This window comes from Azospirillum sp. BE72, assembly GCF_031455875.1.
Classification (GTDB): domain Bacteria; phylum Pseudomonadota; class Alphaproteobacteria; order Azospirillales; family Azospirillaceae; genus Azospirillum.
In genome coordinates, this window is sequence record NZ_JAVDTO010000002.1 from 21,463 (window position 1) to 45,813 (window position 24,351).

The 24,351-nt window shown below is 68.0% G+C and carries 23 protein-coding genes and 2 tRNA genes; 9 read left to right on the forward strand and 16 right to left on the reverse strand.

What is annotated here, in order from left to right:
* The first annotated feature begins 139 nt into the window (after positions 1-139).
* Positions 140-1,225, forward strand: coding sequence for a histidinol-phosphate transaminase (locus J2Y49_RS06285; RefSeq protein ID WP_310113357.1), 1,086 nt, complete (start codon positions 140-142; stop codon positions 1,223-1,225).
* A gap of 319 nt (positions 1,226-1,544) precedes the next feature.
* Here the strand turns inward: J2Y49_RS06285 and J2Y49_RS06290 are convergent, their stop codons facing one another.
* The 8 genes from J2Y49_RS06290 to J2Y49_RS06325 all read right to left on the reverse strand — a co-directional run bounded on the left by J2Y49_RS06290 (position 1,545) and on the right by J2Y49_RS06325 (position 7,504).
* The gene (locus J2Y49_RS06290) at positions 1,545-1,787 is read right to left on the reverse strand and encodes a hypothetical protein (RefSeq protein ID WP_310113360.1); all 243 of its coding nucleotides are present in this window, start codon (positions 1,785-1,787) and stop codon (positions 1,545-1,547) included.
* A gap of 152 nt (positions 1,788-1,939) precedes the next feature.
* On the reverse strand, positions 1,940-2,557 hold the full coding sequence (locus J2Y49_RS06295; RefSeq protein WP_310113362.1) for a GNAT family N-acetyltransferase: 618 nt from the start codon (positions 2,555-2,557) through the stop codon (positions 1,940-1,942).
* On the reverse strand, positions 2,533-2,967 hold the full coding sequence (locus J2Y49_RS06300; protein WP_310113364.1) for a GNAT family acetyltransferase: 435 nt from the start codon (positions 2,965-2,967) through the stop codon (positions 2,533-2,535). Before J2Y49_RS06300 ends, J2Y49_RS06295 begins: the two co-directional genes overlap by 25 nt.
* Positions 2,964-3,866 carry a rhodanese-like domain-containing protein gene (locus tag J2Y49_RS06305; protein WP_310113366.1) on the reverse strand — a complete coding sequence of 301 codons (903 nt, stop codon included), beginning with the start codon at positions 3,864-3,866 and terminating at the stop codon, positions 2,964-2,966. Before J2Y49_RS06305 ends, J2Y49_RS06300 begins: the two co-directional genes overlap by 4 nt.
* Before the next feature lie 52 nt (positions 3,867-3,918).
* Positions 3,919-4,626, reverse strand: coding sequence for an alanyl-tRNA editing protein (locus tag J2Y49_RS06310; RefSeq protein ID WP_310113367.1), 708 nt, complete (start codon positions 4,624-4,626; stop codon positions 3,919-3,921).
* Positions 4,627-4,654: 28 nt separating this feature from the next.
* Positions 4,655-5,656 carry a cysteine synthase A gene (locus J2Y49_RS06315; RefSeq protein WP_310113368.1) on the reverse strand — a complete coding sequence of 334 codons (1,002 nt, stop codon included), beginning with the start codon at positions 5,654-5,656 and terminating at the stop codon, positions 4,655-4,657.
* A 125-nt stretch (positions 5,657-5,781) separates the two neighbouring features.
* Positions 5,782-6,390 (reverse strand): NUDIX domain-containing protein, encoded by a 609-nt coding sequence (locus J2Y49_RS06320; RefSeq protein ID WP_310113370.1) that lies wholly within the window; start codon positions 6,388-6,390, stop codon positions 5,782-5,784.
* 97 nt (positions 6,391-6,487) lie between these two features.
* Positions 6,488-7,504, reverse strand: coding sequence for a S1C family serine protease (locus J2Y49_RS06325; RefSeq protein ID WP_310113372.1), 1,017 nt, complete (start codon positions 7,502-7,504; stop codon positions 6,488-6,490).
* A gap of 216 nt (positions 7,505-7,720) precedes the next feature.
* Here J2Y49_RS06325 and J2Y49_RS06330 point away from each other — a divergent pair, with 216 nt between their 5' ends.
* Complete coding sequence (locus J2Y49_RS06330) at positions 7,721-7,900, forward strand: hypothetical protein (protein ID WP_310113374.1); 180 nt, start codon at positions 7,721-7,723, stop codon at positions 7,898-7,900.
* 80 nt (positions 7,901-7,980) lie between these two features.
* Complete coding sequence (locus tag J2Y49_RS06335) at positions 7,981-8,220, forward strand: hypothetical protein (protein ID WP_310113376.1); 240 nt, start codon at positions 7,981-7,983, stop codon at positions 8,218-8,220.
* Between the two features lie 8 nt (positions 8,221-8,228).
* On the opposite strand, the gene J2Y49_RS06340 is transcribed toward J2Y49_RS06335, so the two are convergent.
* From J2Y49_RS06340 to J2Y49_RS06350, 3 genes are all read right to left on the reverse strand, one after another.
* Positions 8,229-8,483 carry a hypothetical protein gene (locus J2Y49_RS06340; protein WP_310113378.1) on the reverse strand — a complete coding sequence of 85 codons (255 nt, stop codon included), beginning with the start codon at positions 8,481-8,483 and terminating at the stop codon, positions 8,229-8,231.
* Between the two features lie 264 nt (positions 8,484-8,747).
* Positions 8,748-8,823 (reverse strand) — tRNA-Asn (locus J2Y49_RS06345).
* A gap of 241 nt (positions 8,824-9,064) precedes the next feature.
* Positions 9,065-9,138, reverse strand: a tRNA-Cys gene (locus tag J2Y49_RS06350).
* 327 nt (positions 9,139-9,465) lie between these two features.
* On the opposite strand from J2Y49_RS06350, the gene J2Y49_RS06355 reads away from it, so the two are divergent.
* The 5 genes from J2Y49_RS06355 (at position 9,466) to J2Y49_RS06375 (ending at position 15,456) form a co-directional block, all read left to right on the forward strand.
* Positions 9,466-10,122, forward strand: a complete 657-nt coding sequence (locus J2Y49_RS06355; protein WP_310113380.1) for a protein-L-isoaspartate O-methyltransferase — start codon at positions 9,466-9,468, stop codon at positions 10,120-10,122.
* A gap of 102 nt (positions 10,123-10,224) precedes the next feature.
* Complete coding sequence (locus J2Y49_RS06360; RefSeq protein ID WP_149221780.1) at positions 10,225-10,551, forward strand: rhodanese-like domain-containing protein; 327 nt, start codon at positions 10,225-10,227, stop codon at positions 10,549-10,551.
* 2 nt (positions 10,552-10,553) lie between these two features.
* A complete protein-coding gene (locus J2Y49_RS06365) occupies positions 10,554-11,957 on the forward strand; it encodes a TolC family outer membrane protein (RefSeq protein ID WP_310113383.1) in 1,404 nt (467 codons plus the stop codon).
* A gap of 96 nt (positions 11,958-12,053) precedes the next feature.
* Positions 12,054-12,740: a DUF2497 domain-containing protein gene (locus tag J2Y49_RS06370; protein ID WP_310113385.1), complete on the forward strand. Its 687-nt coding sequence runs from the start codon at positions 12,054-12,056 to the stop codon at positions 12,738-12,740.
* A gap of 67 nt (positions 12,741-12,807) precedes the next feature.
* The gene (locus J2Y49_RS06375) at positions 12,808-15,456 is read left to right on the forward strand and encodes a valine--tRNA ligase (protein WP_310113387.1); all 2,649 of its coding nucleotides are present in this window, start codon (positions 12,808-12,810) and stop codon (positions 15,454-15,456) included.
* 338 nt (positions 15,457-15,794) lie between these two features.
* Here the strand turns inward: J2Y49_RS06375 and mutS are convergent, their stop codons facing one another.
* Positions 15,795-18,488: a DNA mismatch repair protein MutS gene (mutS, locus tag J2Y49_RS06380; RefSeq protein ID WP_310113389.1), complete on the reverse strand. Its 2,694-nt coding sequence runs from the start codon at positions 18,486-18,488 to the stop codon at positions 15,795-15,797.
* A 244-nt stretch (positions 18,489-18,732) separates the two neighbouring features.
* Between mutS and J2Y49_RS06385 the strand changes: the two genes are divergently transcribed.
* Positions 18,733-19,239, forward strand: a complete 507-nt coding sequence (locus J2Y49_RS06385; RefSeq protein ID WP_310113391.1) for a hypothetical protein — start codon at positions 18,733-18,735, stop codon at positions 19,237-19,239.
* A 16-nt stretch (positions 19,240-19,255) separates the two neighbouring features.
* Here the strand turns inward: J2Y49_RS06385 and J2Y49_RS06390 are convergent, their stop codons facing one another.
* From J2Y49_RS06390 to sppA, 4 genes are all read right to left on the reverse strand, one after another.
* Positions 19,256-19,837, reverse strand: coding sequence for a phospholipid methyltransferase (locus tag J2Y49_RS06390; protein WP_310113394.1), 582 nt, complete (start codon positions 19,835-19,837; stop codon positions 19,256-19,258).
* Between the two features lie 43 nt (positions 19,838-19,880).
* Complete coding sequence (locus J2Y49_RS06395; RefSeq protein ID WP_310113396.1) at positions 19,881-20,600, reverse strand: exopolysaccharide biosynthesis protein; 720 nt, start codon at positions 20,598-20,600, stop codon at positions 19,881-19,883.
* Positions 20,597-22,492 carry an ABC-F family ATP-binding cassette domain-containing protein gene (locus tag J2Y49_RS06400; protein ID WP_310113398.1) on the reverse strand — a complete coding sequence of 632 codons (1,896 nt, stop codon included), beginning with the start codon at positions 22,490-22,492 and terminating at the stop codon, positions 20,597-20,599. The genes J2Y49_RS06395 and J2Y49_RS06400 overlap by 4 nt, the downstream gene beginning before the upstream one ends.
* 69 nt (positions 22,493-22,561) lie before the next feature.
* Positions 22,562-24,313, reverse strand: a complete 1,752-nt coding sequence (sppA, locus tag J2Y49_RS06405; RefSeq protein ID WP_310113401.1) for a signal peptide peptidase SppA — start codon at positions 24,311-24,313, stop codon at positions 22,562-22,564.
* Positions 24,314-24,351: the final 38 nt, after the last annotated feature.

Below are 24,351 nucleotides of genomic sequence, written 5' to 3' on the forward strand. Positions count from 1 at the left end.
CGTCCGGTCCGTCATTCGGAAACAAAACACCTCGGAATGTGGTGCGCGGCGCAATGTCCTGTAGCGCTGCGCACCGGTTTGCGGTTCAATCGGTCGCCTGACGTGCTGCTCGACCGAATCGCTCACGGAGACCGAGGTTATGGACCTGCTCAGCCCCCGTCCCAGCGTTGGCCAGATCAAGCCGTACCGTCCCGTTCGCCCGCCCCGCGACGGCCGCCGGTGGATCGACCTGTCCCTGACCCACAACCCGCTCGGACCCAGCCCGCTGGCCCTCGATGCCTATTGCGAGGCGGCAACCCGCATCCACTGCTATCCCGACTGGGACCAGGATCCGCTGCGCCATGCCATCGCGCGCCGCCATTCCATCGACGCCGACCACATCGTCTGCACCGCCGGATCGGAGGAACTGATCCATTTGGTCGCCCAGGCCTTCGCCGGCCCCGGTGACGAGGTGCTGTGCCACGAGCGCGGCTATCGCGGTTTCATCAAGGCGATTCGTGCCACCGGCGCCACCGCCGTCGTCGCGGCGGAGCGCGACATGGTGGTGGATGTGGAGGCGATGATCGACCGCGCGACAGAGCGCACGCGGATCTGCTTCCTCGCCAACCCGAACAACCCGACCGGCACCTACATCCCGGCCGACGCTGTGCAGCGGCTGCGCGCCGGCCTGCCGCCGCACACGCTTCTGGTGCTGGATTCGGCCTATGCCGACTATTGCCGGATGCCGGATTACAGCGACGGGACGGAGATCGTCGAAAACTCCGACAATGTCCTGCTGATCCGTACCTTTTCCAAGATGCACGGGCTGGCCGGCCTGCGGGTGGGGTGGGGGTACGGCCCCTCCACGGTGATCGAGGCGGTGAACGCCATCCGCGGCGCCTTCAACGTCTCGCTCCCCGCCCAGTTGACCGCCGCCGCCGCGCTGAGCGACGCGGAACATGAGGAGGCGACCTTCGCCCACAATGCGCAGTGGCTGCCTTGGCTGTCGCGCGAACTGGAGCGGGTGGGGCTGCGCGTCTATCCCAGCGTCTGCAACTTCGTGCTGGCCCGCGTGCCGACCGATCCGTCGCTGGGAACCCAGGCGGTGATCGACCATCTCGCCCGGCGCGGCATTTTGGTGAAGCCGGTCACCGATTATGGCCTGCCCGACTGCTTGCGCATCACCATCGGCCGCGAGGAGGAGAACAAGGCGCTGGTCGTGGCGCTGGCCGAGATTCTCGGCTGAGGGCCGGGGGTTTCGAGGCGATCAGAAGACAGAGACTTTCCCTGCTTTTGATGCAGATCAACGAAAGGCATATCCGTTTCCGGATAAGGTCCGTGCTGTCTCTAACCCTCCCTGTATCACTGAACCGGAGCATCCGCATGGATGTCTCCGGTTTTTCTTTGCGGGGAGGGCCGGCGGTGAAAAGCGCCGTTCCGTTGACATGCATCAACGCGACAGGCGGGATGAGGGCGTAGACCTATGACTGTCTCTAACCCTCCCTGTTTCACAGGAGGCTCCGGTTCCGGTGCCTCCTGTTTTTTTGTCCGCAATCAGGCTGGTTTCATGATGGCGGACGGGAGCGGTTCCAGCGCAGGATCAGGCCGAGCAGCGACAGCGGCACCACCACCACCGCACCGATCAGGATATAGGGCAGGGCCCAGCCGCCGGCTTCGACCAACAGCGCTGCGATGTCCTGTACCGTTTGCCAACTGTTGGTCAGGATGCTGGCCGGGTTGATGTTCAGAAACGACAGCACGAAGCCGACGACGAAACACAGCACCAGCGTCCGAATAATCCAGCCCACCAAGGCCCTAACTCCCGATCGTCACGGCGGAGCTTCCGCCTCGCCCGAAGGAACGCACCGGCCCGCAAATGGGTTCCGGCATCCCGCGGTAGATGGGGCGGGGTGGATGGGGTGGTCAAGGGGGAGGGGCGTCGGCTGACGATCCGTCAGCCTCACCCCGCCAGCGGAATATGCTCCCCCGCGCTGCGCGGCAGAACGCCGTCGAGCCGCGGGTCGCGGACTTCGCGGGCGACGTGGCGGGTGGGGACGAAGCCCATGCTCTGGTAAAGCGGCAGCGCCTTCGGATGGTCGAAGGTGCAGGTGTTGACGACCAGCTTCTTCGCTCCGCCCTCCCACGCCTTGCGGATGATGCTGTCGAGCAGCCAGGGGCCGAGCTTGTGGCCGATGAAGTCGGGGATCAGGCCGAAATAAGACAGATCTGTTTCGCTGGTCCGCCGGTCCAGCTCTGCGAAGCCGGCGGGCGTACCGTCGACATAAAGCACCCAAACCTCCACCAGCGGGTCGAGGATCGAGCGCTCCAACTCCTTGCGCGGCATGCGGCGGCGTTCGTGCCACAGCCAGGGTTCGCCCACCGTGTCGTAGAGATAGCGGTAGAAGGACCAGGTCGGCGGGTTCGCCCGCACCAGCGACAGGTTGCCTTTAGGCTGGCGCACCGGTTCGTGGGCCGGCGGCGCGGTCATCTGCAGATAGGTGACGATCACCGGCAGATGACCCGGCCGGCTGGCGGTGGGAACGGCGGGGCGGGTCAGGGAGAAGGGTTGGTCAGCCATTTTTGCATCATCGTGACGGGCGATCTGGCATAGCCGAGACGTTCGTAGAAGGCCAGCACCCGTTGGTTGGTCTCACGGACGAGGAGTTGGACCTTGGGCATGCCGGCCGCAACCAGCCAGCCCTCCGCCTCCGCCACCATGCGGCGGCCGAGGCCACGGCCTTGCCGGGCAGGGTCGACGGCGACGTAATAGATCCAGCCGCGATGCCCGTCCTGCCCGACCATGGCGGTGGCGACGATCCTGCCGCCTTCGACTGCGGCAAGCACAGTCGAACTGGACTTCGACAGCGCCAGCGCGAAGTCCGCCGCCGGATCGTTCCAGGGCACCACCAGCCCGCAGGCGGTCCACAGCGCCACGACGGCGTCGCGGTCTTCCGCGCTGCAGGGCCGGACGGTGACGGGATCGGTCACGGTCGCCGCGCGTCGGCTTCCCGCGGTCCGGTTTCCAGCGGCAGATCCTCCCGCAGGCCCCACTCGGCCCAGGAGCCGTCATAGATCGCCACGTCCGGCTTGCCGGCGGTGGCGAGGCCAAGCGCGATGACGCAGGCGGTGATGCCGCTGCCGCAGGAGGCGACCACCGGCCGGTCGAGGTCCAACCCGGCGGCTCGCGCCTTCGCGGCGATGGTGTCCGGCGGCAGCAGGGTCTTGGCTTCCGCGTCGATCAGGTCGGTGTGGGGGAGATTGAAGCTGCCGGGAATCCGGCCGCTGCGCCGGCCCGGCCAGGGCTCAGCCACTGCACCCTCGAATCGCGGCTGGGCGCGGGCGTCGGTGATCTGGTCGGCCTTCGCATCGATGTTGGCGAGCACCTGATCGGCGTTGCGGATCAGCTCCGACCGCTTGCGCGCGGTGAAGCTCGCCGGCTGGACCGGGGCGGGCTCGCCCGATTCGGTCGGGCGCCCTTCCGCCAGCCATTTCGGCAGGCCGCCGTCCAGAACCGCCACCCGGTCGAAGCCGAACAGGCGGAACAGCCACCAGACGCGGGCCGCGGCGGTCGCCATGCCGGCGGTGTCATAGACCACCACCGTGTCGCCGTCGCCGATGCCCAGCGCACCGATCTTTGCGGCGAAGGTCGCCTCGTCCGGGGCCATGTGCGGCAGCGGGTGGGTGTCCGGCGCCACCACATCGTCGACGTCGCACAGGCGGGCGCCGGAGATGTGGCTGGCCGCGAACTCCGCCCGGATGTCGCGCTTCAGGGCCGGCATGTGCCAGGACCCGTCGAGCAGCTTCAGCCCCGCCCGGCCGAGGTTGCGGGCGAGCCAGTCGGTGGAGACGACGGGGCCGGTCAGCGGGTCAACGGTGCTGTCGCTCATGCTGCGCGTCCTTGAATTGGATCGTTCGGACAGAGAATCGTCGGATAAGCAGTCAGTCCTTCAGCGCGATGACGACGCGCCGGTTCTGCTTGCCCTTGTTTTCGATCTTCGTCACCTCGATTCCGCCGATCTCGCCGGTGCGGGCGACATGGGTGCCCCCGCAGGGTTGCAGATCGACGCCCTCCACGCTCAGCAGGCGGACCCGGCCGCTGCCGGTCGGCGGCTTCACCGACATGGTCCGCACCAGTTCCGGCTTCGCCGCCATGTCCTCGTCGGTGATCCACTGGGTGCCGACGGGCGTGTCGGCGGCGATCAGCCTGTTCACCGCCTCGGCGATGGCGTCCTTGTCGAGCGATTCGGCCGGGACGTTGAAGTCGAGCCGGCTCTTGTCCGCGCCGATCTGTCCGCCGGTGACCGATCCCGGAACGACCGCGCACAGCAGGTGCAGGGCGGTGTGCATCCGCATGTGGCGGTAACGGCGGTCCCAGTCGATCACCGCCTCCACCGCCGTGCCGGGGGTGGGCAGGTCCTGTCCATCCTCCGGCACATGGATGACGTCGTCGGGGCCGCCGTCGCCCTTCACCGTGTCCTTGATGCGGACTTCCAGCCCGTCGAAGCGCAGCACGCCGCTGTCGCCCGGCTGCCCGCCGCCGGTCGGGTAGAAGACGGTGCGGTCGAGCCGGATGCCGCGCTCGTCCACCGCGGTGACGGTGGCGACGCAGTTGCGGGCGTAGGCGTCCTCGCGGAAAAGCGCGTCCATGTCTCCCCCGTGGCTCCCTTGGAAGGAATCAGGCCAGCCAGTCTGGCACGGGAAGATTCTTCTCACGGAGGAAGTCAGGATTGAAGAGCTTCGATTGGTAACGCTGCCCCCCGTCGCACAGGATGGTCACCACCGTGTGGCCGGGGCCGAGGTCGCGCGCCACCCGCATCGCCGCGGCGATGTTGATGCCCGACGAGCCGCCCAGAACCAGACCCTGGGTCTTGATCAGGTCGAAGACGATCGGCAGCGCCTCTTCATCGGGAATCTGTACCGCGTCGTCGATCGGTGCGTCTTCCAGGTTGGCGGTGATGCGGCCCTGGCCGATGCCTTCGGTGATGGAACTGCCTTCCGACTTCAGCTCCCCCTTCGTGTAGTAGCTGAACAGGGCCGCGCCCATCGGGTCGGCCAGCGTGATGCGGATGTTCGGGTTCCGCTCCTTCAGCGCCAGGGCGATGCCGGCCAGCGTGCCGCCGCTGCCCACCGCGCAAGTGAAGGCGTCGACCTTGCCGCCGGTCTGCTCCCAGATCTCCGGGCCGGTGGTGGTGCGGTGGCCTTCGCGATTGGCGGTGTTGTCGAATTGGTTGGCCCAGACGACGCCGTTCGGCTCGGTCTTCGCCAGTTCCTCGGCCAGCCGGCCGGAATAGCGGACGTAATTGTCAGGGTTGGAATAGGGAACCGCCGGGACGAGGCGCAGGTCGGCGCCGATCAGCCGCAGCATGTCCTTCTTTTCCTGGCTCTGCGTCTCCGGCATCACGATGACTGTGCGATATCCCAGCGCGTTGCCGACAAGAGCCAGCCCGATACCGGTGTTGCCGGCCGTGCCCTCGACGATGGTGCCGCCGGGACGCAGCAGCCCGCGCTGTTCCGCGTCGCGGACGATGGCGAGGGCGGCGCGGTCCTTCACCGATCCGCCCGGGTTCAGGAACTCCGCTTTGCCCAGGATCTCGCAGCCCGTCGCCTTCGAAGGCCCTTCCAGGCGAATCAGCGGCGTGTTGCCGATGGCGCCGATGAAGCCGTTGCGGATGTCCAAGGCGGGTACTCCCAAGGTCTGATGTGGAATGCTGCCGATACTATCAGGGCTGGGGTCGGCGGTTTCAAGATGAGGGTGTGAAATGCTGCATTGAACGTCCTGGCCGTGTGAAAATACGGACGTGTTCAGGACTGGAGCCAGCGCTTGCGCAGGGACTCGCGGTGGCGGGCGAGCCATCCGACGGCGATGATGGCGACGGAGTTGCGCAGGCGGTTCTCGTCCATCATGCGGATAACCTCATCCGCCGGCAGGGCCATGATGCGGATGTCCTCGTGTTCCTCCACCAGCCCGCCAGTGGCGGCGAGGTTGCGGCTGTCGACCCGGCCGCAGAAAACGGTGACCAGTTCGGTGAAGGCGCCGGGGCTGACGTAATAGTCGCAAATCTGCTCGATCTCGCGGATTTCGCAGCCGGCCTCCTCCAGCGATTCGCGGCGCGCCACCTCTTCCGGAGTTTCGCCTTCACCGACCATGCCGGCGACGATCTCGGTCATCCAGGCCGGGCCGCCCGCCGCGGCGGAGCCGACGCGGAACTGTTCGATCATCACCACGGTGTCGCGGTCCGGGTCGTACAGCAGGACGCCCACGGCCTCGCCGCGGTCGCAGACCTCGCGCGGGGGCAGCACGTCGGTCCAGGTTCCGTCGAACTTCTTATGGCGAAGGCGGTAAACGTCGATGGTGAGGAAACCCTTGTAGGGGGTCTTCTTGTCGAGGATCTCAATATCGGGATGATTCATGGTCGGCGCGGCCCCATGGGATGGCTGTTGCGGGCAGGGTGCACCGCCGGAACGGCCTCGACAAGCGCGCGGCCGGGCACGGAGATGGATTGCCCGGTCACAGGGTTGGGTTCAGCCGCAGAAACCGTACCCGGTCGGCCGACGGCACCGGCACCGGGGTCAAGGTGGCGCCACGCATCACCTCAAGCGGGACGACCACTCCCGCCGGCCCGAGGCCCCAGAGCTTGCGGTAGAAATCCGCCAGTCCGCTGAAGCGCTGCCCGCCCACGCCGACGATCAAGTCGCCGGGGCGCAGGCCCGCCGATTCGGCCGGGCTGCGCGGCGACACCTTCTCCACCATCAGCCGCCCCATCTCCTCCCGCAAGGTGACGCCCAGCCAGGGACGCGCCGGCTCCTGCCGCCGGCCGTAGGCGAGCAGGTCGGCCAGAATCGGTTCAAGGGCGGAGATGGGGACGAACATGTTGCCGGGAAGGCCGCGCCCTTCCATTGCTTCCATCACCAGAAGCGAGCCGATGCCGACCAGCCGGCCTTCGCGATTCACCAGGGCGGCGCCGTTGAAGGCGCGGATCGGCGGGAAGGTGAACAGTGCCTCGTCCAGCAGATATTCCCAATAGCCGGCGAACTCCCGCTTGCTGACAACCTTCACGGCGGCGGCGCCGCGGCCGTCGCCGCCACTCAGCGCCAGCAGCGTGTCGCCTTCCTTCACCGCCGCCGAATCGGCCAGCCGCAGCCAGGGCGCCTGGAATCCCAATTCCGCCCGCAGCAGGCCGAAGCCGCTGACGGGATCGTAGGCGATCATGTTGGCGGGATAGCTGCGCCCGTCGGCGGCGGTGACCTGGATCTGCGAGGCCTCCATCACCGTGTAGCCGATGGTCAGGATCAAGCCGGAACCGTCGATGACGACGCCGCTGCCCTCGCGCTCCGTTCCCAGGCTGCGGGCGCTCTGGCTGTCGGGCGGCACGACGGCGCGGATGCCGACGACGGAGCGGACGACGCGCTCCGGGTCCAGCTGCTCCGGTTCGGCCGCCGGGGCCGGGCCGAAGGCCAGGGCGAAGGCAAGGAACAGAATGCCGGCCGCCCAGTGCGGCGCGACCGGTGTGGAGAGGACCCGCATGACACCGCACTCCCGCGCAATGGCAGGGCCAGAGGGCACCCCCGCCGCCGCGCGGCCCTGTCCGTCGCGACTCGGGTGACAGAGTCATGACATTGCGTGCGAGTCGCCGCTCATCAAGCCGTCATTCGTCTTGAGCCCGGCAGGAGGCACGGAAACATACCGGGGCCGCCGGCTGTTGTCCTGTGCGACCCAAGAGTCATACGGAAAGGCGATATCATGCCCATCAACAGCGATCAGGACCTGGAGCGGGCGGTCCAGGAGTTCCAGCGCCTGAGCGACGCGCCCGACGAGTCGGAGGAGGGACGCCGCCGCAGCGTTCTGGACGCGGACATCAAGGCGTATTACGCCCAGTGCGCCAACACGCTCCGGCCTGGGAAACCGCCCTCCACGGGTTGAGGGGAGGAATCGCGGCAACCGAGGCAACCGGGCGGGGCGGCCGGCAATGAGGCCTGCCATCAGAAGGAGACCGGTCCGCGATGAAGCGACTCGACACCTGCTACACCTGCCGGTTCTGGGAGGGGCAGGGGCTCCGCCAGCGCGGGCCCAAGGGGACCTGCCGGCGCTATCCGCCGGTGGTGACCCCGCGCAGCCCGGAAGGCGATTTCCCCATCACCCTGTCCACCGACTGGTGCGGGGAGTGGAAGCGGGTCGCCGTCGCGGCCGGCGCCGATCCCTCCGACCCGGACGGGACCATCTACGACGATCTGGTCGAATAGACCGGGCTTTACCGGGGATGGGGCGGGATGACCAGGACCGGCGTGTTCTCGTAGGCCTGCGGCCTGCTGTCGGTCGCCGTCCCGTCCCAATCGGCGCTGAAGGCCAGCAGGGCCAACAAGACTGCCGCGAAGAACAGCAGGATGGCGGTGACGCAGTCGATGGTCCGGACCGGTTGTTCGCCGTTGTCTGGCGATCGACGATGGCCGGGGCCGTCGACCGGGGGGGCGGTGCGGAAGCGTTCGGACTGGAATGGCAGAAGCACGGCGAACCTCCATCGTCTGGAGACGCCCGGCCCACGACTTAGGTCCGGAATTGTTATCAAGTTTAACGCCATGCGGCTTCGCGCGGCAGTTCGCTTCCGGCAAGTCTGGATCGTCTTTTGGGTCTAGTTCTGAGTAGAGCGGGCGGCCGTCGGACCTAGCCCGGCCGCTTTAAACCGAATTCGGGTACTGAAGCGCCACAGTCAAGCGGCAATAGCCGGAAAACAGAAAAGGCCGGATGCGCTGGGCATCCGGCCTTTTCGATCTGGCTCCCGGTGCTGGACTCGAACCAGCGACAAGCGGATTAACAGTCCGCTGCTCTACCAACTGAGCTAACCGGGATCGGTGACCGGCCTTTCGGCGGCCGCCGTTGTTGGCGTGGCGGGTGTATAGCCGAACCATTCGGCCCTGCCAAGCCAATTCCGACAGAAAAACGAATTTATTTTCGGAAGGGGGCGAGCGGGCATTTCATCAGCGAAAACAAGGCCCAAACGCAAAAAGCCCCGCCGGAGCGGGGCTATGGGCGGACCGTTGCCTGGGGGCTTGGCCGTCGTCTGTCACTGTATCGTCAAATCGTCAGGTATGGAGGCACGGGCGGGAATCGAACCCACGTACACGGATTTGCAGTCCGCTGCATCACCACTCTGCCACCGCGCCATCCTGACCGGCACCGGCGCGCCGTTTCCGGTGCGCCCTCGGTGTGGAGCGGTGGTATAGCGGCACGGAACGGAGCGGTCAAGGCGAATGGTGACGATTTTTGAACATCGCCGAACGTCCTGCGCGGACCCATCCGCCGGCCCCATCCGATGCGGTCGTGCGGGATCGGTTTTTCCGAGCCCCGGCAAAGGCCCTCCACAGCCGTGGCCTGGATCCCTGTGGCGTTGTGTTCGCCCGGCCTTTGCGGCTATATACCGCCATGGCAGGAAGCCGTCCACTGTTCGGCTTGGTGCCGGTGTCGTCACAACACATCAATAAGCGACCGCCATGACCGATTTCGCCGCCGCACGCTATTTCATGGTCGAGGGACAGATCCGCCCCAACAAGGTGACCGATCATCGTCTTGTCGACGTCCTGTCGGAGCTTCCGCGCGAAGCCTTCGTACCTGAGTCGGCGCGCGGCGTCGCTTATGTCGACGACGATCTTCCCATCGGCAAGGGCCGCTTCCTGTTGGAGCCGATGGTGTTCGCCCGCATGCTGCAGGCGGTCGCCGTGCAGGAGACCGACCGGGTGCTCGACGTCGGTGCGGCCGGCGGCTATTCCACCGCGGTGCTGGGCCGTCTGGCCGCCTCGGTGATTGGCCTCGACTGCGACGAGGGGCTGACCGCCGCCGCGACCGCGGCGCTGGCCGGGCAGGGCATCACCAATGCCAAGGCCGTCACCGGCCCGCTGGCGGAGGGGTACGCCCAAAACGCCCCTTACGATGTGATCGTCGTCGAAGGTACCGTGCCGGAGGTGCCGGCTGCACTGACCGAACAGCTGGCCGAAGGCGGACGCCTCGTCGCGGCGGTTCAGGACAGCGGCAGCGTCGGGGAGGTCCGCCTGTTCCAGCGCATTGCCGGCGTCGTTTCCAGCCGCATCCTGTTCGAAGCCAAGCCGCACGCGCTGCCGGGCTTCGAAAAGAAGGCGTCTTTCGTGTTCTGACCGGCTTTGCCGGTTGGAGAGGTCTTGAACTGAACCGTGCAGTTTACCTCTGCGCGGTTCTGCGCTACCGTCGCCGCCATCCTTGCACGAAAGTGAACATCCATGGCCGCACCGTTTGAGATCGAGGTGGAAGAGCTGGACCGTCGCCGGAAGGCCGGCGACGCGATGGTCGTCCTCGACGTGCGCGAACCGTGGGAGTTTGCGCTGTGCGCCATCGACGGCAGCCTGCACATCCCGATGAACGGGCTTCCCGGCCGGGTGGACGAGCTGCCGACGGACCGCGACGTCGTCGTCGTGTGCCATCACGGTGGGCGCAGCGCGCAGGTCACCATGTGGCTGCGTTCCAAGGGCTTCGACCGTGCCATCAACCTCGATGGCGGCGTCGATGCCTGGGCGCGCCGAATCGACCCGAACATGAAGGTCTACTGAACATGACCGTGCGAAGCCGTTTTGCGCGCCGCTGGCTGCTGGCGACGGCCCTGACCCTGACCGCCACCATGGGCACAGCAGTGACCGGCGGTGGTACGGCCCAGGCGCAGTCCCTCGAACAGGCCCTCGCCCAGGCCTATGCGAACAACCCGACGATCGGCGCCCAGCGCGCCCGCCTGCGCGCCGTCGACGAAGGCGTGCCCCAGGCGCTGTCCGGCTACCGGCCGACGGCGCGGGTCACCGCCGGCATCACGCGCTCGATGGGCGATTCGAAATTCGACGGCGGTTCGACGGGGTCCGAGGCCAACGCGAAAAGCGTCGGCGTGACCGCGACCCAGCCGGTCTACGACGCCACCGTGGCTCCGGCCGTCCGCCGGGCCGAACGGCTGGTCGAGGCGCAGCGCGCCACCCTGATCGCGTCGGAACAGTCGGTGCTGCTCGCCGCTGCTCAGGCCTATCTGGACATCGTCCAGAACCAGGCCATCCTGCAATTGCAGACCAACAACGAGCAGGTGCTGCGCCGACAGCTGGACGCCGCCCGCGACCGCTTCCGCGTCGGTGAATACACCCGCACCGACGTCAGCCAGTCCGAGTCGCGCCTGTCGGCCGCCATCGCGTCGAAGATCTCGGCGGAAGGCACGCTCCGCGCCTCCCGCGCGACCTACGAGCGTCTGGTGGGGTCGGCCCCCGGTGAACTGAAGGCTCCCAAGCCGGCCTTCCGCCTGCCGAAGAACCTGGACGAACTGGTTGAGCTGGCCCGCGCCAACAACCCCAACGTGCTGTCGGCCTCCTACTCCGAGGCGGCGCAGCGCGAGGCGGTGGACCAGCAGTACGGCCGCCTGCTGCCCTCGGTGAACCTGTCGGCCAGCGGCACCCGCACCTATGATCCGGGCCGCACGTCCGGCGTCGAGCTGAACCGTTCCGACAGCGCGCAGATCACCGCCCAGGTGACCATCCCGCTCTATCAGGCCGGCCAGCCGGAAGCGCTGGTCCGCGAGGCCAAGCAGACGGCCAACCAGGCCCGCCTGCAGATCGAGGAAAGCCGCCGCCAGGTGACCGAGTCGGCTGTCAGCGCCTGGCAGGCCCTGCAGACCGCGCGCGCCAGCATCGAATCATACTCGGCGCAGATCAAGGCGGCGCAGATCGCCCTGGAAGGCGTCCGTCAGGAGGCGCAGGTCGGGTCGCGCACCGTTCTGGACGTGCTGAACCAGGAACAGGAACTGCTGAACGCCCGCGTCTTCCTGGTCCGTGCCCAGCACGACGAGATGGTCGCGGCCTTCAATGTTCTGGCGGCCAGCGGACAGTTGACCGCCGACCGGCTCAATCTGCCGGTCCAGAAATACGACCCGCAGGCGAATTACGATAAGACGCGGGGCAAGTGGTTCGGAACTTCGGTGACCGAATGAACGAAGCGGCCCGCGAAAGCGGGCCGTTTTTGTATTATGGCTTTTTTGTCATCCCTGCCCTAGGTTTGGGTCGGATTGACGTCTCGGGTTGCCACGATGAGCGATAAGGGCCAGCAAGAACCTTCGATGGAGGAAATCCTCGCCTCCATCCGGCGGATCATTTCCGAGGACGGTGAGCCGGCCAAGTCGGAAACCCAGGCGCCTTCGCCGCCTCCTCCGCCGCCACCCCCTCCGCCTCCTCCGCCGCCCCCGCCGGTGGATGAGGACGACGACGTCCTGGAACTGACCCAGATGGTGGAGGACGAGCCGGACGAACGCCCGGCTTTCGGTCAGCCGGACCCCGATCCCTGGCCCGACGAGCCGGCGTTTCCGGAGCCGCCTCCGCCCCCGCCTCCGCCCCCGCGTTGGGAGGAGCCGGAGCCCGAGCCGATGCCGCCGCCGCGCCCGGCGCGCCGGCCGATGCCGGCCTTCGACGAGTTCGAGGATGACGAGCCGCCGCCCCCGCCGCGTCCGCGCCGCCGGCCGGTCGAGGTGGATGACGGGCTGATCTCCCGCCGGACGGCGGAAGATGCCTCGCATCACTTGACCCATCTGGCGCGCGAGTTGGGCGACGATTTGTCCATCGGTCCGATGCCCATCGGCATCCGCACGGTGGAGGAGGTGGTGCGCGAACTGCTGAAGCCGCTGTTGAAGGAGTGGCTGGATGAGAATCTGCCGACTGTGGTCGAGCGGCTGGTCCAGCAGGAGATCGACCGGATGATCCGGCGGTCGCAGAAGTTCTGATCCTGCCTTTCTTGAGCTCCGCCTTTCTGATCCCCGGTTGAGACGTTTCTAGCGAAAGTTCGTGGTGATGTTGGAAAAGACGTACCGGCCCGCCGAGGTCGAGGAGAAGCACTACCGCCTGTGGGAAGAGTCGGGCGCATTTGCCGCCCAGCCGCAGGGGAACGGCAAGCCCTACACCATCATGATGCCGCCGCCGAACGTAACCGGCAGCCTGCACATGGGCCATGCGCTGACCTTCACCATCCAGGACGTGCTGACCCGCTACAACCGCATGCGGGGCCGCGACGCCCTGTGGCAGCCGGGCACCGACCATGCCGGCATCGCCACCCAGATGGTGGTGGAGCGCAATCTGGCGAAGGACGGCAAGACCCGCCACGATTTCGGCCGCGACGCCTTCATCGACAAGGTGTGGGAATGGAAGGCCGAGTCGGGCGGCACCATCACCCGCCAGCTGCGCCGCCTGGGCGCCTCGCCGGATTGGCCGCGCGAACGCTTCACCATGGACGAGGGGCTGAGCCGCGCCGTCCGCAAGGTGTTCGTCGAACTGCATCGCCAGGGCCTGATCTACAAGGACAAGCGGCTGGTCAACTGGGACCCGAAGCTGCACACGGCCATCTCCGACCTCGAGGTCGAGCAGAAGGAGATCAAGGGCAACCTCTGGCACTTCCGCTATCCCATCGACGGGGAGGAGGGCCGCTACATCGTGGTCGCCACCACGCGGCCGGAAACCATGCTGGGCGACACCGGCGTGGCGGTGCATCCGGAGGATGAGCGGTACAAGGACCTGATCGGCAAGATGGTCCGCCTGCCGCTGGTCGGCCGCCTGATCCCCATCGTCGGCGACGAATATGCCGATCCGGAAACCGGGTCGGGCGCGGTGAAGATCACCCCGGCCCACGACTTCAATGACTTCGAGGTCGGGAAGCGCTGCGGGCTCGAGCAGATCAACATCATGGATCGCGACGCCCGGCTGAACGACAACGTTCCCGAGGCCTATCGCGGGCTGGATCGCTACGAGGCGCGCAAGCGGATCGTGGCCGAACTGGAAGCGCTGGAGCTTCTGGAGAAGATCGAGCCGCACACTCACATGGTGCCGCACGGCGACCGCTCCGGCGTCGCCATCGAGCCGTGGCTCACCGACCAGTGGTATGTCGACGCCGCGACGCTGGCCAAGCCGGCCATCGAGGCGGTTGAGACCGGCAAGACCGTGTTCGTGCCCAAGCAGTGGGAAAACACCTATTTCGAATGGATGCGCAACATCCAGCCCTGGTGCATCAGCCGCCAGATCTGGTGGGGCCATCAGATTCCGGCCTGGTATGGTCCGGACGGCACCTTCTTCGTCGAGGAGACGGAGGAGGAGGCGCGCGCCGCCGCCCAGAAGCACTACGGCAACGATGTCGAGCTGACGCGCGACGCCGACGTGCTCGACACCTGGTTCTCGTCGGCGCTGTGGCCCTTCTCCACGCTCGGCTGGCCCGACCAGACGCCGGAACTGGACCGCTACTACCCGACCGACGTGCTGGTGACCGGCTTCGACATCATCTTCTTCTGGGTCGCCCGGATGATGATGATGGGCCTGCACTTCATGAAGGATGTGCCTTTCCGCACCGTCTACATCCATGCCCTCGTCCGTGACGAGAAGGGGCAGAAGATGTCGAAGTCGAAGGGCAACGTCATCGATCCGCTGGAGATCATCGACCAGTACGGCACCGACGCGCTACGCTTCACCCTGTCGGCGATGGCGGCGCAGGGCCGCGACATCAAGCTGGCGGTGAACCGGGTCGAGGGCTATCGCAACTTCGCCACCAAGCTGTGGAATGCCGCCCGCTATTGCCAGATGAACGGCTGCGAGCCGGTCGCCGGCTACAAGCCGGTCGGCCTGACCCAGACGGTCAACCGCTGGATCGTCGGCGCTCTGGCCGATGCGGCGAAGAAGGTCGCCGAGTCGATCGACGCCTACAAGTTCAACGAGGCCGCCGGTGCCGCCTACCAGTTCACCTGGGGCACCTTCTGCGACTGGTACATGGAGTTCACCAAGCCGATCCTCGCCGGGTCTGACGAGGCGGCGAAGGCCGAGACCCGGGCGACCACCGCCTGGGTGCTCGACCAGATCCTGCACATCCTGCACCCGCTGATGCCCTTCATCACCGAGGAACTGTGGGAGCAGCTGTCGCCGGCCCGCGCCAACCGCCTGATCTCGGCGGAATGGCCGGAGTTCGCCGCCGACATGGTCGATCCGGCCGCGCGCGACGAGATGGATTGGGTGGTGCGGCTGATCACCTCGGTCCGTTCCATGCGGTCGGAAATGAACGTCCCGCCGGCGGCGCAGATCGAGCTGAAGCTGAAGGAGCCGAACGCGGTCAGCCTGAAGCGGCTCGACACCCACCGCGACCTGATCCTGCGGATGGCCCGCCTGTCCAGCGTCGATCCTCTGCAGGGTGACGTGCCGAAGAGCAGCGTGCAGGCCGTGCTGGACGAGACCACGCTGGTGCTGCCGCTGGAAGGCATCGTCGATCTCGACAAGGAGAAGGCGCGCCTATCCAAGGAAATCGACAAGCTGACCGGCGAGATCAAGAAGATCGACGCCAAGCTGTCGAACGAGCAGTTCGTCGCCAAGGCTCCGGAAGAGGTGATCGAGGAGCAGCGCGACCGCCGCGAGGCCGCCGACCAGGCCCGCGACAAGCTGCAGAAGGCGCTGGAGATGCTGGCCGGCTAGCGAACCGCTGCCGGAAGCGGAAAAAAAGCCCCTTCCTTGCGACAGCAGGGAAGGGGCTTTTTGTTTGCCTCCTGATGCCGACGACTCGGCACTTACACGATTTTGCCTCTGCGAAGCTATTGCCACCTGCCGCGGCGAATAGCCCTTCTCCCCTCGCGGGGCGGGATCGGCCAAACGCCAACGGCGTTTTGCCGACCCGCGGGTTGGGATGAGGGGGCGGCCGAAGGCCAGGGAACCAATGGCTTGCGCCCCCTCACCCCAACCCCTCTCCCGCAAGGGGAGAGGGGCTCTGCTCAACACCAAGCGGCAAAAGGACTTGTTCGCATTCCACCGTTGGCTCAGCCCCGCAGCAGCCCCCGCAGACGATAGAGTTCGTCCAGCGCCTGCCGCGGCGTCAGGCTGTCCGGGTCGATTCCAGCCAAGGCTTCCTCGACCGGTGACGGTCCGGCGGGCACCTCCGGGACCGGTTCGGCCTTAGGCGCCGGGCGCTTAAGCGCGGCACTGAACAGCGGCAGGTCTTCGGCCAGCCGGTGGATCGTTGCGTTCTGGTCGCCCGATTCCAATAGCTTCAGCACCTCGTCGGCCCGTCCGACCACGGCGGGCGGCAGGCCGGCGAGCTTGGCGACATGGATGCCATAGCTGCGGTCGGCGGCGCCGGCGGTCACCTCGTGCAGGAAAACCACGTCGCCTTGCCACTCCTTGATCCGCATGGTGTGGCAGGACAGCGCCGGCAGCTTGGAGGCCAGCATCGTCAATTCGTGGTAATGGGTGGCGAACAGCGCGCGGCAACGGTTGACGTCGTGCAGATGCTCGACACAGGCCCAGGCGATGGACAGGCCGTCGAAGGTCGCGGTGCCGCGGCCGATCTCGTCCAGGATCACCAGGGCGCGCGCGCCGGACTGGTTCAGGATCGCCGCCGTCTCCACCATCTCCACCATGAAGGTGGACCGCCCGCGGGCGAGGTCGTCGGCGGCGCCGACCCGGCTGTAGAGCCGGTCGACCACGCCGATATGCGCCCGCTCCGCCGGGACGAAGCTGCCCATCTGGGCCAGCACGGCGATCAGCGCGTTCTGGCGCAGGAAGGTCGATTTGCCGGCCATGTTCGGACCGGTCAGCAGCCACAGCCTGTTGTCGGGCGCAAGATCGCAGGCATTGGCGACGAATGGTCCGCCATGGGCGGCGTCCAGCACCGCCTCCACCACCGGATGCCGGCCGCCAGTGATGGAGAAGGCGAGGCTGTCGTCCACCAGCGGCCGGCTGTAGCGCCGCTCCTCCGCCAGTTCGGCCAGCGAGGTGGCGACGTCCAGCGCCGCCAGCGCATGGGCGGCCTGGGCGATGGCATCGGCCCGTGCCGCCACCGACTCCACCAGCCCGGCGAACAGCTCCAGTTCCACCGCCAGCGCCTTGTCGGCGGCCTCGGAGATGCGGCGCTCCAGATCCGACAGCTCCACCGTGCCGAACCGCACGGCGTTCGCCATGGTCTGGCGGTGCATGAACACCTCGCGCGCCCGGTCCGACATCAGCTTGTCGGCATGGGCTGCGGTGACCTCGATGTGATAGCCCAGCACATTGTTGTGCTTGACCTTCAGCGACGGCACCCCGGCGATCTCGGCGTATTTGGTCTGGAGCCCGGCGATCAGCCGGCGGCTCTCGTCGCGCAACGTCACCAACTCGTCGAGCGCATAGCTGTAGTCGCGGGCGATGAAGCCGCCGTCGCGGGCCAGCAGCGGCAGCTCCGGCGCCAGCGCCTGGGTCAGCTGGTCTACCAGTTCCGAATGGGCGCCCAGCCGCTTGTCGAGCGCCGCCAGCCCGTCCGGCAGCGGCATGGCCCCGGCCAGCAACTCGCGGATCAGCCCCGCCTGCCGCAGCCCGTCGCGGATGGCGGCCAGATCGCGCGGACCGCCGCGGCCCAGCGTCAGGCGCGACAGCGCGCGTTCCAGGTCGGGACAACTGCGCAGGGACTGGCGCAGGTCGCCACGCAGCCGCTCCTCCGCCAGCGCGAATTCCACCATGTCGAGCCGGCGGCCGATGGCGGCGGGGTCGGTCAGCGGGGCCGCGAGATGGGCGCAAAGCAGCCGGGCGCCGGCCCCCGTCACCGTGCGGTCGATGGTGGCGAGCAGGCTGCCGCGCCGCTCCCCGGTCAGCGTACGGGTCAGCTCCAGGTTGCGGGCGGTGGAGGCGTCGATCTCCATCACCGCACCCGGCCCGACGCGCCGGGGCGGCGACAGGCGGGGCACGCGCCCCTTCTGCGTCAGCTCGACATAGCCGACCAGCGCACCGGCCGCCGCGACCTCCGCCCGGGTGAAGTTGCCGAAGGCGTCCAACGTGCCGACTCCGTACTGGGTCAGCAGGCGCTGCTTGCCGTTCTCGCTGTCGAAACGCGGGGTGGGCTGCACCGTCAGCCGCGACTTCCATTCCCCCCAAAGCTCGAACAGCTCCGGCGTCTGCGACAGCTTTTCCGAGATCAGCACTTCCTGCGGGTCGAGCCGGCCGAGCGCGGCACCCAGCCCGGTCCGCTCCACCGGCTGCACCACCAGTTCGCCGGTCGACATCTCCAGCCAAGCCAGCCCCAGCCCGCCTGCCGCCTCCGCCACCGCCGCCAGCCAGTTGGAGGAGCGTGAATCGAGCAGGCTGTCCTCGGTCAGGGTGCCGGGGGTGACGATGCGGATGACGCCGCGCTTCACCACCGATTTGGAGCCGCGCTTCTTCGCCTCCGCCGGGTCTTCCATCTGTTCGCAGATGGCGACGCGGAAGCCCTGGCGGATCAGGCGCTGCAGGTAATTCTCGTGGCTGTGCACCGGCACACCGCACATGGGGATGTCTTCGCCCAGATGCTGGCCGCGCTTGGTCAACGCGATGTCCAGCGCCGCGGCGGCATTCACCGCGTCCTCGAAGAACATCTCGTAGAAGTCGCCCATCCGGTAGAACAGCAGGCAATCGGGATGCGCCTGCTTGATCTCCAGATACTGCGCCATCATCGGGGTGGCGTCGGGCGGGATGACGATTTCTGCGGTGTCGGACACGGGAACCATGCGGCGGTGGATGGGTGTTGTTTCAGGGGCGCACCCTATCACGGGATATGTAGCCGCGGGATAGGCGGGATGGCCGGTGTTGGGGCAATCGGGCGCGGATGACCGATCCCGGCTGCGTCCCCATGGCGGTTGACTGGCGCTTGCCGCCGGTCGCTACAATAGGGCAGGGCCCCGCCGGGACGTTTGCGGGGGAACCCGCGCGATCGGACGGAACTCCGACCATGAAAATAGGGAGACGGCCATCATGACGCAAACGACCCAGGACACGGCGCCCGCCGAGGTGCGGGAGGTCGTTGCCCTCTTTTCCACCCGCGCCGGCTTCAACCGGGCGGTCGACGCGGTCCTGGCCGCCGGCTTCGACCGCGCCGACCTGTCGGTCCTGGCCAGCCATGCCTCGCTGGATGCGGCCGATCCGAAGGGCAAGCCGCGGGACGAGGCGCTGACCGGTCTGGTGGGCGAGCTGAAATACGCCTTTCCCCTGACCACCGCCGGCCTGATCGCCATCGTCGGTGGCCCGATCGAGGCGGCGCTGGCCGCCCTGGTCGCCGCCGGTGTCGGCGGGGCCGCGATCAAGGACTATCTGGACGAGCTGACCAGCCACCCCAAGCCCGACGAGTTCACCCGCGCCCTGGAGGCCGGCGGCGTCATCCTCTGGGTGCGCGTCGAAACGCCCGAGCAGGAGCGGGAAGCCTCGGCCCTGCTGGACCGTGAGGGCGGCGGCAACGTCCATGTGTCGGTGCGGGAGGCGTGACGCGGCCTTTCGGCCATCAGGCCCGCCAATAGCCCCAGACGGAGGCGGGCGGCAGGTTTTGCAGGGTGAAGGCCAGTCTTCGGCCCTGCAGCCCCAGCGCCGCCCGGTCCAGGGGTGAATGCGGCATGAAGCTGTAGAGCAGGAAACGCCCACCGGGACGCAGGATGCGGAAGGTCGCGTCCAGAACCTCGCGCTGGAAGGCGAGCGGGAAGGTGATCATCGGGATGCCGATCACCACCGTGCCCACCTTGCCGCACAGCGCATGGCCCAACAGTTCCGGCGCCTTGCGGCAATCCTCGGCGAGCACGGTCACGGCGGGGCAGCGCTGCCGCAGATGACGGGCCAAATCCTGGTCGATCTCGAAGCTGAACAGGCGGTCAGCCGGAATGCCGGAGTCGAGGATCGCGGCGGTGATCGGACCGGTTCCGCCGCCGAACTCCACCACCACCTCGTCCGCCTCGCAGCGGATCTCGCGGGTGATGTGGCGGCGCAGGGACCGGGAGGACGGGGCGATCGACCCCATCGCCCAGGGGTCGGCCAGCCAGCGGCGGAAGAACAGCCAGGATTCGGAAAGCGGGGCGGGTGCCGTCTCGGTCATCGGAGCCTCCCTGTGTCGGGACGGCCCATCGGCGACCGCCCTGCTACAGCGTTGCTGCCAGAAGTTGGTGACCTGCGTATGACAGGCTGCTCGCCACCAGCGTCAAAAACACCAGCGCCGCCACGGTCAGCCCCAACCCGACGCCGATGGCGCCGCCGTCGCGCTCGATCAGGCCGAGGGAGATCAGCACCAGCGCGAAGCCCGGCAGCCAGCCGGTCAGCGGAAGCGGGATGATGCAGGTCAGCGTCAGGATGAACAGCAGCATCCCGAACCAGCGTTCCTGATCGATGCGGGCGAGGCGGTGAAGCCGCGGCTTCAGCATCCGCTCGATCCACACCAGCCGCGGCATGGCGGCGTCCAGCGTGCGGGCGGCCAGACCGGTGCCGATGGAACGGCGCAGCAGCCAGTCCGGCAGTCCCGCCCCGCGCCGTCCGAAGGCGAGCTGGGCGGTGTAGAGCACGATGGGCAGGTCGAACAGGCAGGACACGCCCAGCGGCACCGGCGCGATGGTGGGCAGCGACAGCGCCAGCAGGATGGTGCCGAGCGACCGGTCGCCCAGTGCCCGGATCAGGTCGCCCAGCGTGACCCGTCCCGGCGGCAGGTTGGCGCGGAAGCGGGCCAGCACGTCGGAGGTGCGTTCCTCCTCCACCTCGGCGCAGGCCACCGGCAGGGCGATGGCGCCGTCCGGCTGCGCGTCGCGTTCCAGCGCCTCGCTTTCGAACGTGCCGCTGTCGGCGTCGTCGATGTGCCGGCGGGCGTTCAAACGCCGGCCTCCGCCGCGGCGCTCTCGTAGGCTTCGAGCGCCTCCAGCCAACTTTCCTCGGCGGTCGCCAGCTTCTTCTCCACCGTGCCGAGATCGATCTGCAGCTTCGTCAGCTTGTCCGACGGGCCGGTGTAGAGGGTGGGGTCGGCCATCTTCGCCTCGATCTTGCGCTTTTCCTCGCTCAGCTTGGTCACCAGCGCCTCCGCATCGGTCGCCTTGCGCTTCAGCGGGGCGAGCGCGGTGCGCGCCTCGGCTGCGGCGCGGCGCTGGTCCTTCTTGTTGGGGCCGGCGTCGCGGTCCAGCCCGCCCTTCGCCACCGCCCGTTCCGCCTTGGCGCGGTCCAGCAGGTAGCGGCGGTAATCGTCCAGATCGCCGTCATAGGCCTGCACCGTGCCGTCGGCGACCAGCAGAAGCCGGTCGACGGTCATCTCGATCAGGTGCGGGTCGTGGCTGATGATGATGACGGCGCCAGGGAAATCGTTGATCGCCTCGATCAATGCCTCGCGGCTGTCGATGTCCAGATGGTTGGTCGGTTCGTCCAGCATCAGGATGTGCGGGACTTCCCGGCTCATCAGCGCCAGCAGCAGCCGCGCCTTCTCGCCGCCCGACAGGCTGGCGATCTTGGTCTCCGCCTTGGCCTGCGGGAAGCCGAAGCGGCCCAGATGGGCGCGGACCTTCTCCTCCAGCGCCAGCGGCATGATGCGCTGGGTCTGCTGGATCGGCGTCAGCGACAGGTCCAGCTCCTCGGCCTGATGCTGGGCGAAATAGCCGATGCGCAGCTTGGACGACCGCCGCATCTCGCCGGCCATCGGCTGCAGCCGGTTGGCCAGCAGCTTGACCAGCGTCGACTTGCCGTTGCCGTTGGCGCCCAGCAGGCCGATGCGGTCCTCCATGTCGATGCGCAGGTTGACGCGGCGCAGGATCACCTTGTCGCCATAGCCGATGCTGACCCCCTCCAGCGCGATCAGCGGCGGCGCCAGCTCGTCCGGCGGCGGGAAGTTGAAGACGACCTCGGGATCATCCTCCATCAGCGTGATCGACTCCATCCTCTCCAGCAGCTTCAGGCGGCTCTGCGCCTGACGGGCCTTGCTGGCCTTGAAGCGGAAGCGGTCGACGTAGGACATCATGTGCTTGCGCCGCGCCTCCTGCTTGGCGGCCATGGAGGCGAGGCGCTCCTGGTTGGCGCGGCGCTGCGCCAGGAACTGGTCGTAATTGCCGCTGTAGGTGACGAGCTTGCCCTGGTCGATGTGGATCGTCGTGGTGGGCACCGCGTTCAGCAGCTCGCGGTCATGGCTGACCAGCAGGATGGTGTGCGGGTAGTTCTTCAGATAGCCCTCTAGCCAGATGGTGGCTTCGAGGTCGAGGTGGTTGGTCGGCTCGTCCAGCAGCAGCAGGTCGGGGCGGGAGAACAGCACGCCGGCCAGCGCCACGCGCATCCGCCAGCCGCCGGAGAAGTCGGAGCAGGGCCGTTGCTGCGCCTCGGCGTCGAAGCCCAGGCCGGAGAGGATCTGCGCCGCGCGCGACGGGGCGGAATGCGCCTCGATGTCGGCGAGGCGGGCATGAATCTCGCCGATGCGCATCGGGTCGGTCGCTGTTTCCGCCTCCGCCAGCAGGGCGGTGCGCTCGGTGTCGGCGGCCAGCACGGCGTCGATCAGGGTGGTCGGGCCGCTGGGGGCCTCCTGCGCCACCATGCCCATGCGCATGCCGGCCGGCAGCGTGACCGCGCCGGCATCGGTCTGCAGCTGGCCCGAGATCAGCTTCAGCAGGGTTGATTTGCCGGTGCCGTTGCGGCCGACCAGCGCAACGCGGTGCCCCTTGGGCACGACCGCGGTCGCGTGGTCGAACAACACTCGGCCGCCGAAGCGGAAGGTCAGGTCATTGATGTGCAGCATAGCGGCGAGGATGTAGCACGGGGACCCGCGGATTTGAAGCGGGCCCCGCCGGTTGGCACGGCTTTGTCCTCAGCGCTCCAGCGTCATCGCCGGCATGCGGGCCTGGACGCCATCGCCCTGGACGGCGGCGATCAGCGGTCGCAGTTGGGCCAGCATTGGGCGCAGCTCCGCCACCGCGGCCAGGGCTCCGACCAGTTCGCCGCGGCCGGACATCAGCTCCATCAGTTGGTCGGTGACGGACTTCGGCGGCGGGAAGGGGGTCAGCGTCACCGCGGCATCCGGGGACAGGCCGGCGGCGGTGCGCGCCAGCGTCAGCGCCTGCTCCTGCCCGCCCAGCTCGTCGACGAGCCCGAGCTCGCGCGCCTGCGCGCCGGTCCAGACCCGCCCCTTGGCGACGCTGCGCGCCTGATCCGGCGACATGCGGCGGGCTTCGGCGACCCGCTGCAGGAAGTTGGCATAGGTGTCGTCAATGATGGCGTTCAGCCGCTCCGTGCCGCTGTCGTCGAAGGGGCGCACGGGCGACCACAGGCCGGCGTTGCGGGCGCCCTGCACGCGGTCCCAATGGACGCCCAGCTTGTCGGACAGGCCGCCGACTCCGAACTTGCCGGCGACGACGCCGATGGAGCCGGTCACGGTGGCGGGCGATGCGACGATGCGGTCGGCCGCCAGCGCGATCCAATAGCCGCCCGACGCCGCGGCGTCGCCCATGCTGGCGATCACCGGCTTGCCGCTCTGGCGCGCCTTGACCAGCGCCCGCCGGATCGCCTCCGACGCCGAGACGGAACCGCCGCCGCTGTCGATGCGGAACAGGATGGCGCGCACGTCGGGATCGTCGGCCGCTTCCTCGATGGCTTCGACGATGGTCTCCGACCCGGCCGCGACCTCGCCCAGCGCCGGCTTCTCGCTCTTGCCGCCGGTGATGGTGCCGACGGCGTGGATCAGGGCGATGGTCGGGCCGGCGTCGTGGGGACCGCCGGCCACCGACAGGTAATCGAACGGCTCCACCAGCTCCGCCCCGGCGCCGGCACGCTTCAGCGCCTCGTCGCGCGCCTCGTCGGCATAGCCGAGCCGGTCGACCAGCTTCTGGTCCAGTGCCTCGCGGCTCAGCAGCGGGGAATTGTCCATGGCTGTCCGCACCGCGGCGGGGGCGAGGCGCCGGCTGGTGGCGATGCCTTCGACCAGCTGCTTGGTGAGGTCGGCGACCAGCGCCTCCATCATCTCGCGGTTGGCCGGGGTCATGCCTGACTTGGTGAAGGTGTCTGCGAAGCTCTTGTATTCCTCGCGCTGGGCGAATTGCGGCTGTACGCCCAATTGCTCGAAGGCATCGCGGGCGAAGGGCAGTTCCGCCGACAGGCCGGTGATGCCGAGCGTGCCCAGCGGCTGCAGCCACACCTCGTCGAAGGCGCTGGCCAGCAGGTAGGAGCGATTGCCCGGCCCGCCCCCGCCATACTCCTCCGCGAAGGCGACGGCGAAGCGGCCCGAGGCGCGGAAACGCTCGATGGCCGCCCGCAGCTCCTGCGTCTGGGCGAATCCGATGCTGTCGTCGCTGAAGCGGGCCAGCACGCCCTTCACCTTGGGGTCGCGCCGGCCGCCGTCGAGTGCGTCCAGTACCTCGCGCAGGGTCGTCTGGTGCTCGAAGAAGCTGCCGATCTTGCCGCTTTCGCTTTCGGCCAGTGGCTTGGTCAGGTCGAGTTCCAGCACCACCGCGTCTGGCAGGGCAGGTTCGTGGCGGACGGCCAGCACCACCACCGCCACCGCCCCGGCCACCAGCAGGAAGCCGATGACGGCGAACAGTCGCACGAAGAAGCGGACGATCCTCATGATTCCAACCCTGTGTGGCCTCGGTGGTGCCGGACGAC

What these genes read in the sequence shown, in the direction of transcription:
- sppA (WP_310113401.1), bottom strand. Translation starts at nt 24,313, where the DNA reads ATGAGGATCGTCCGCTTCTTCGTGCGACTGTTCGCCGTCATCGGCTTC.
- mutS (WP_310113389.1), bottom strand. Translation starts at nt 18,488, where the DNA reads ATGGTTCCCGTGTCCGACACCGCAGAAATCGTCATCCCGCCCGACGCC.
- J2Y49_RS06370 (WP_310113385.1), top strand. Translation starts at nt 12,054, where the DNA reads ATGAGCGATAAGGGCCAGCAAGAACCTTCGATGGAGGAAATCCTCGCC.
- J2Y49_RS06360 (WP_149221780.1), top strand. Translation starts at nt 10,225, where the DNA reads ATGGCCGCACCGTTTGAGATCGAGGTGGAAGAGCTGGACCGTCGCCGG.
- J2Y49_RS06400 (WP_310113398.1), bottom strand. Translation starts at nt 22,492, where the DNA reads ATGCTGCACATCAATGACCTGACCTTCCGCTTCGGCGGCCGAGTGTTG.
- J2Y49_RS06305 (WP_310113366.1), bottom strand. Translation starts at nt 3,866, where the DNA reads ATGAGCGACAGCACCGTTGACCCGCTGACCGGCCCCGTCGTCTCCACC.
- J2Y49_RS06335 (WP_310113376.1), top strand. Translation starts at nt 7,981, where the DNA reads ATGAAGCGACTCGACACCTGCTACACCTGCCGGTTCTGGGAGGGGCAG.
- J2Y49_RS06320 (WP_310113370.1), bottom strand. Translation starts at nt 6,390, where the DNA reads ATGAATCATCCCGATATTGAGATCCTCGACAAGAAGACCCCCTACAAG.
- J2Y49_RS06295 (WP_310113362.1), bottom strand. Translation starts at nt 2,557, where the DNA reads ATGGCTGACCAACCCTTCTCCCTGACCCGCCCCGCCGTTCCCACCGCC.
- J2Y49_RS06285 (WP_310113357.1), top strand. Translation starts at nt 140, where the DNA reads ATGGACCTGCTCAGCCCCCGTCCCAGCGTTGGCCAGATCAAGCCGTAC.
- J2Y49_RS06330 (WP_310113374.1), top strand. Translation starts at nt 7,721, where the DNA reads ATGCCCATCAACAGCGATCAGGACCTGGAGCGGGCGGTCCAGGAGTTC.
- J2Y49_RS06310 (WP_310113367.1), bottom strand. Translation starts at nt 4,626, where the DNA reads ATGGACGCGCTTTTCCGCGAGGACGCCTACGCCCGCAACTGCGTCGCC.
- J2Y49_RS06355 (WP_310113380.1), top strand. Translation starts at nt 9,466, where the DNA reads ATGACCGATTTCGCCGCCGCACGCTATTTCATGGTCGAGGGACAGATC.
- J2Y49_RS06390 (WP_310113394.1), bottom strand. Translation starts at nt 19,837, where the DNA reads ATGACCGAGACGGCACCCGCCCCGCTTTCCGAATCCTGGCTGTTCTTC.
- J2Y49_RS06325 (WP_310113372.1), bottom strand. Translation starts at nt 7,504, where the DNA reads ATGCGGGTCCTCTCCACACCGGTCGCGCCGCACTGGGCGGCCGGCATT.
- J2Y49_RS06365 (WP_310113383.1), top strand. Translation starts at nt 10,554, where the DNA reads ATGACCGTGCGAAGCCGTTTTGCGCGCCGCTGGCTGCTGGCGACGGCC.
- J2Y49_RS06375 (WP_310113387.1), top strand. Translation starts at nt 12,808, where the DNA reads ATGTTGGAAAAGACGTACCGGCCCGCCGAGGTCGAGGAGAAGCACTAC.
- J2Y49_RS06385 (WP_310113391.1), top strand. Translation starts at nt 18,733, where the DNA reads ATGACGCAAACGACCCAGGACACGGCGCCCGCCGAGGTGCGGGAGGTC.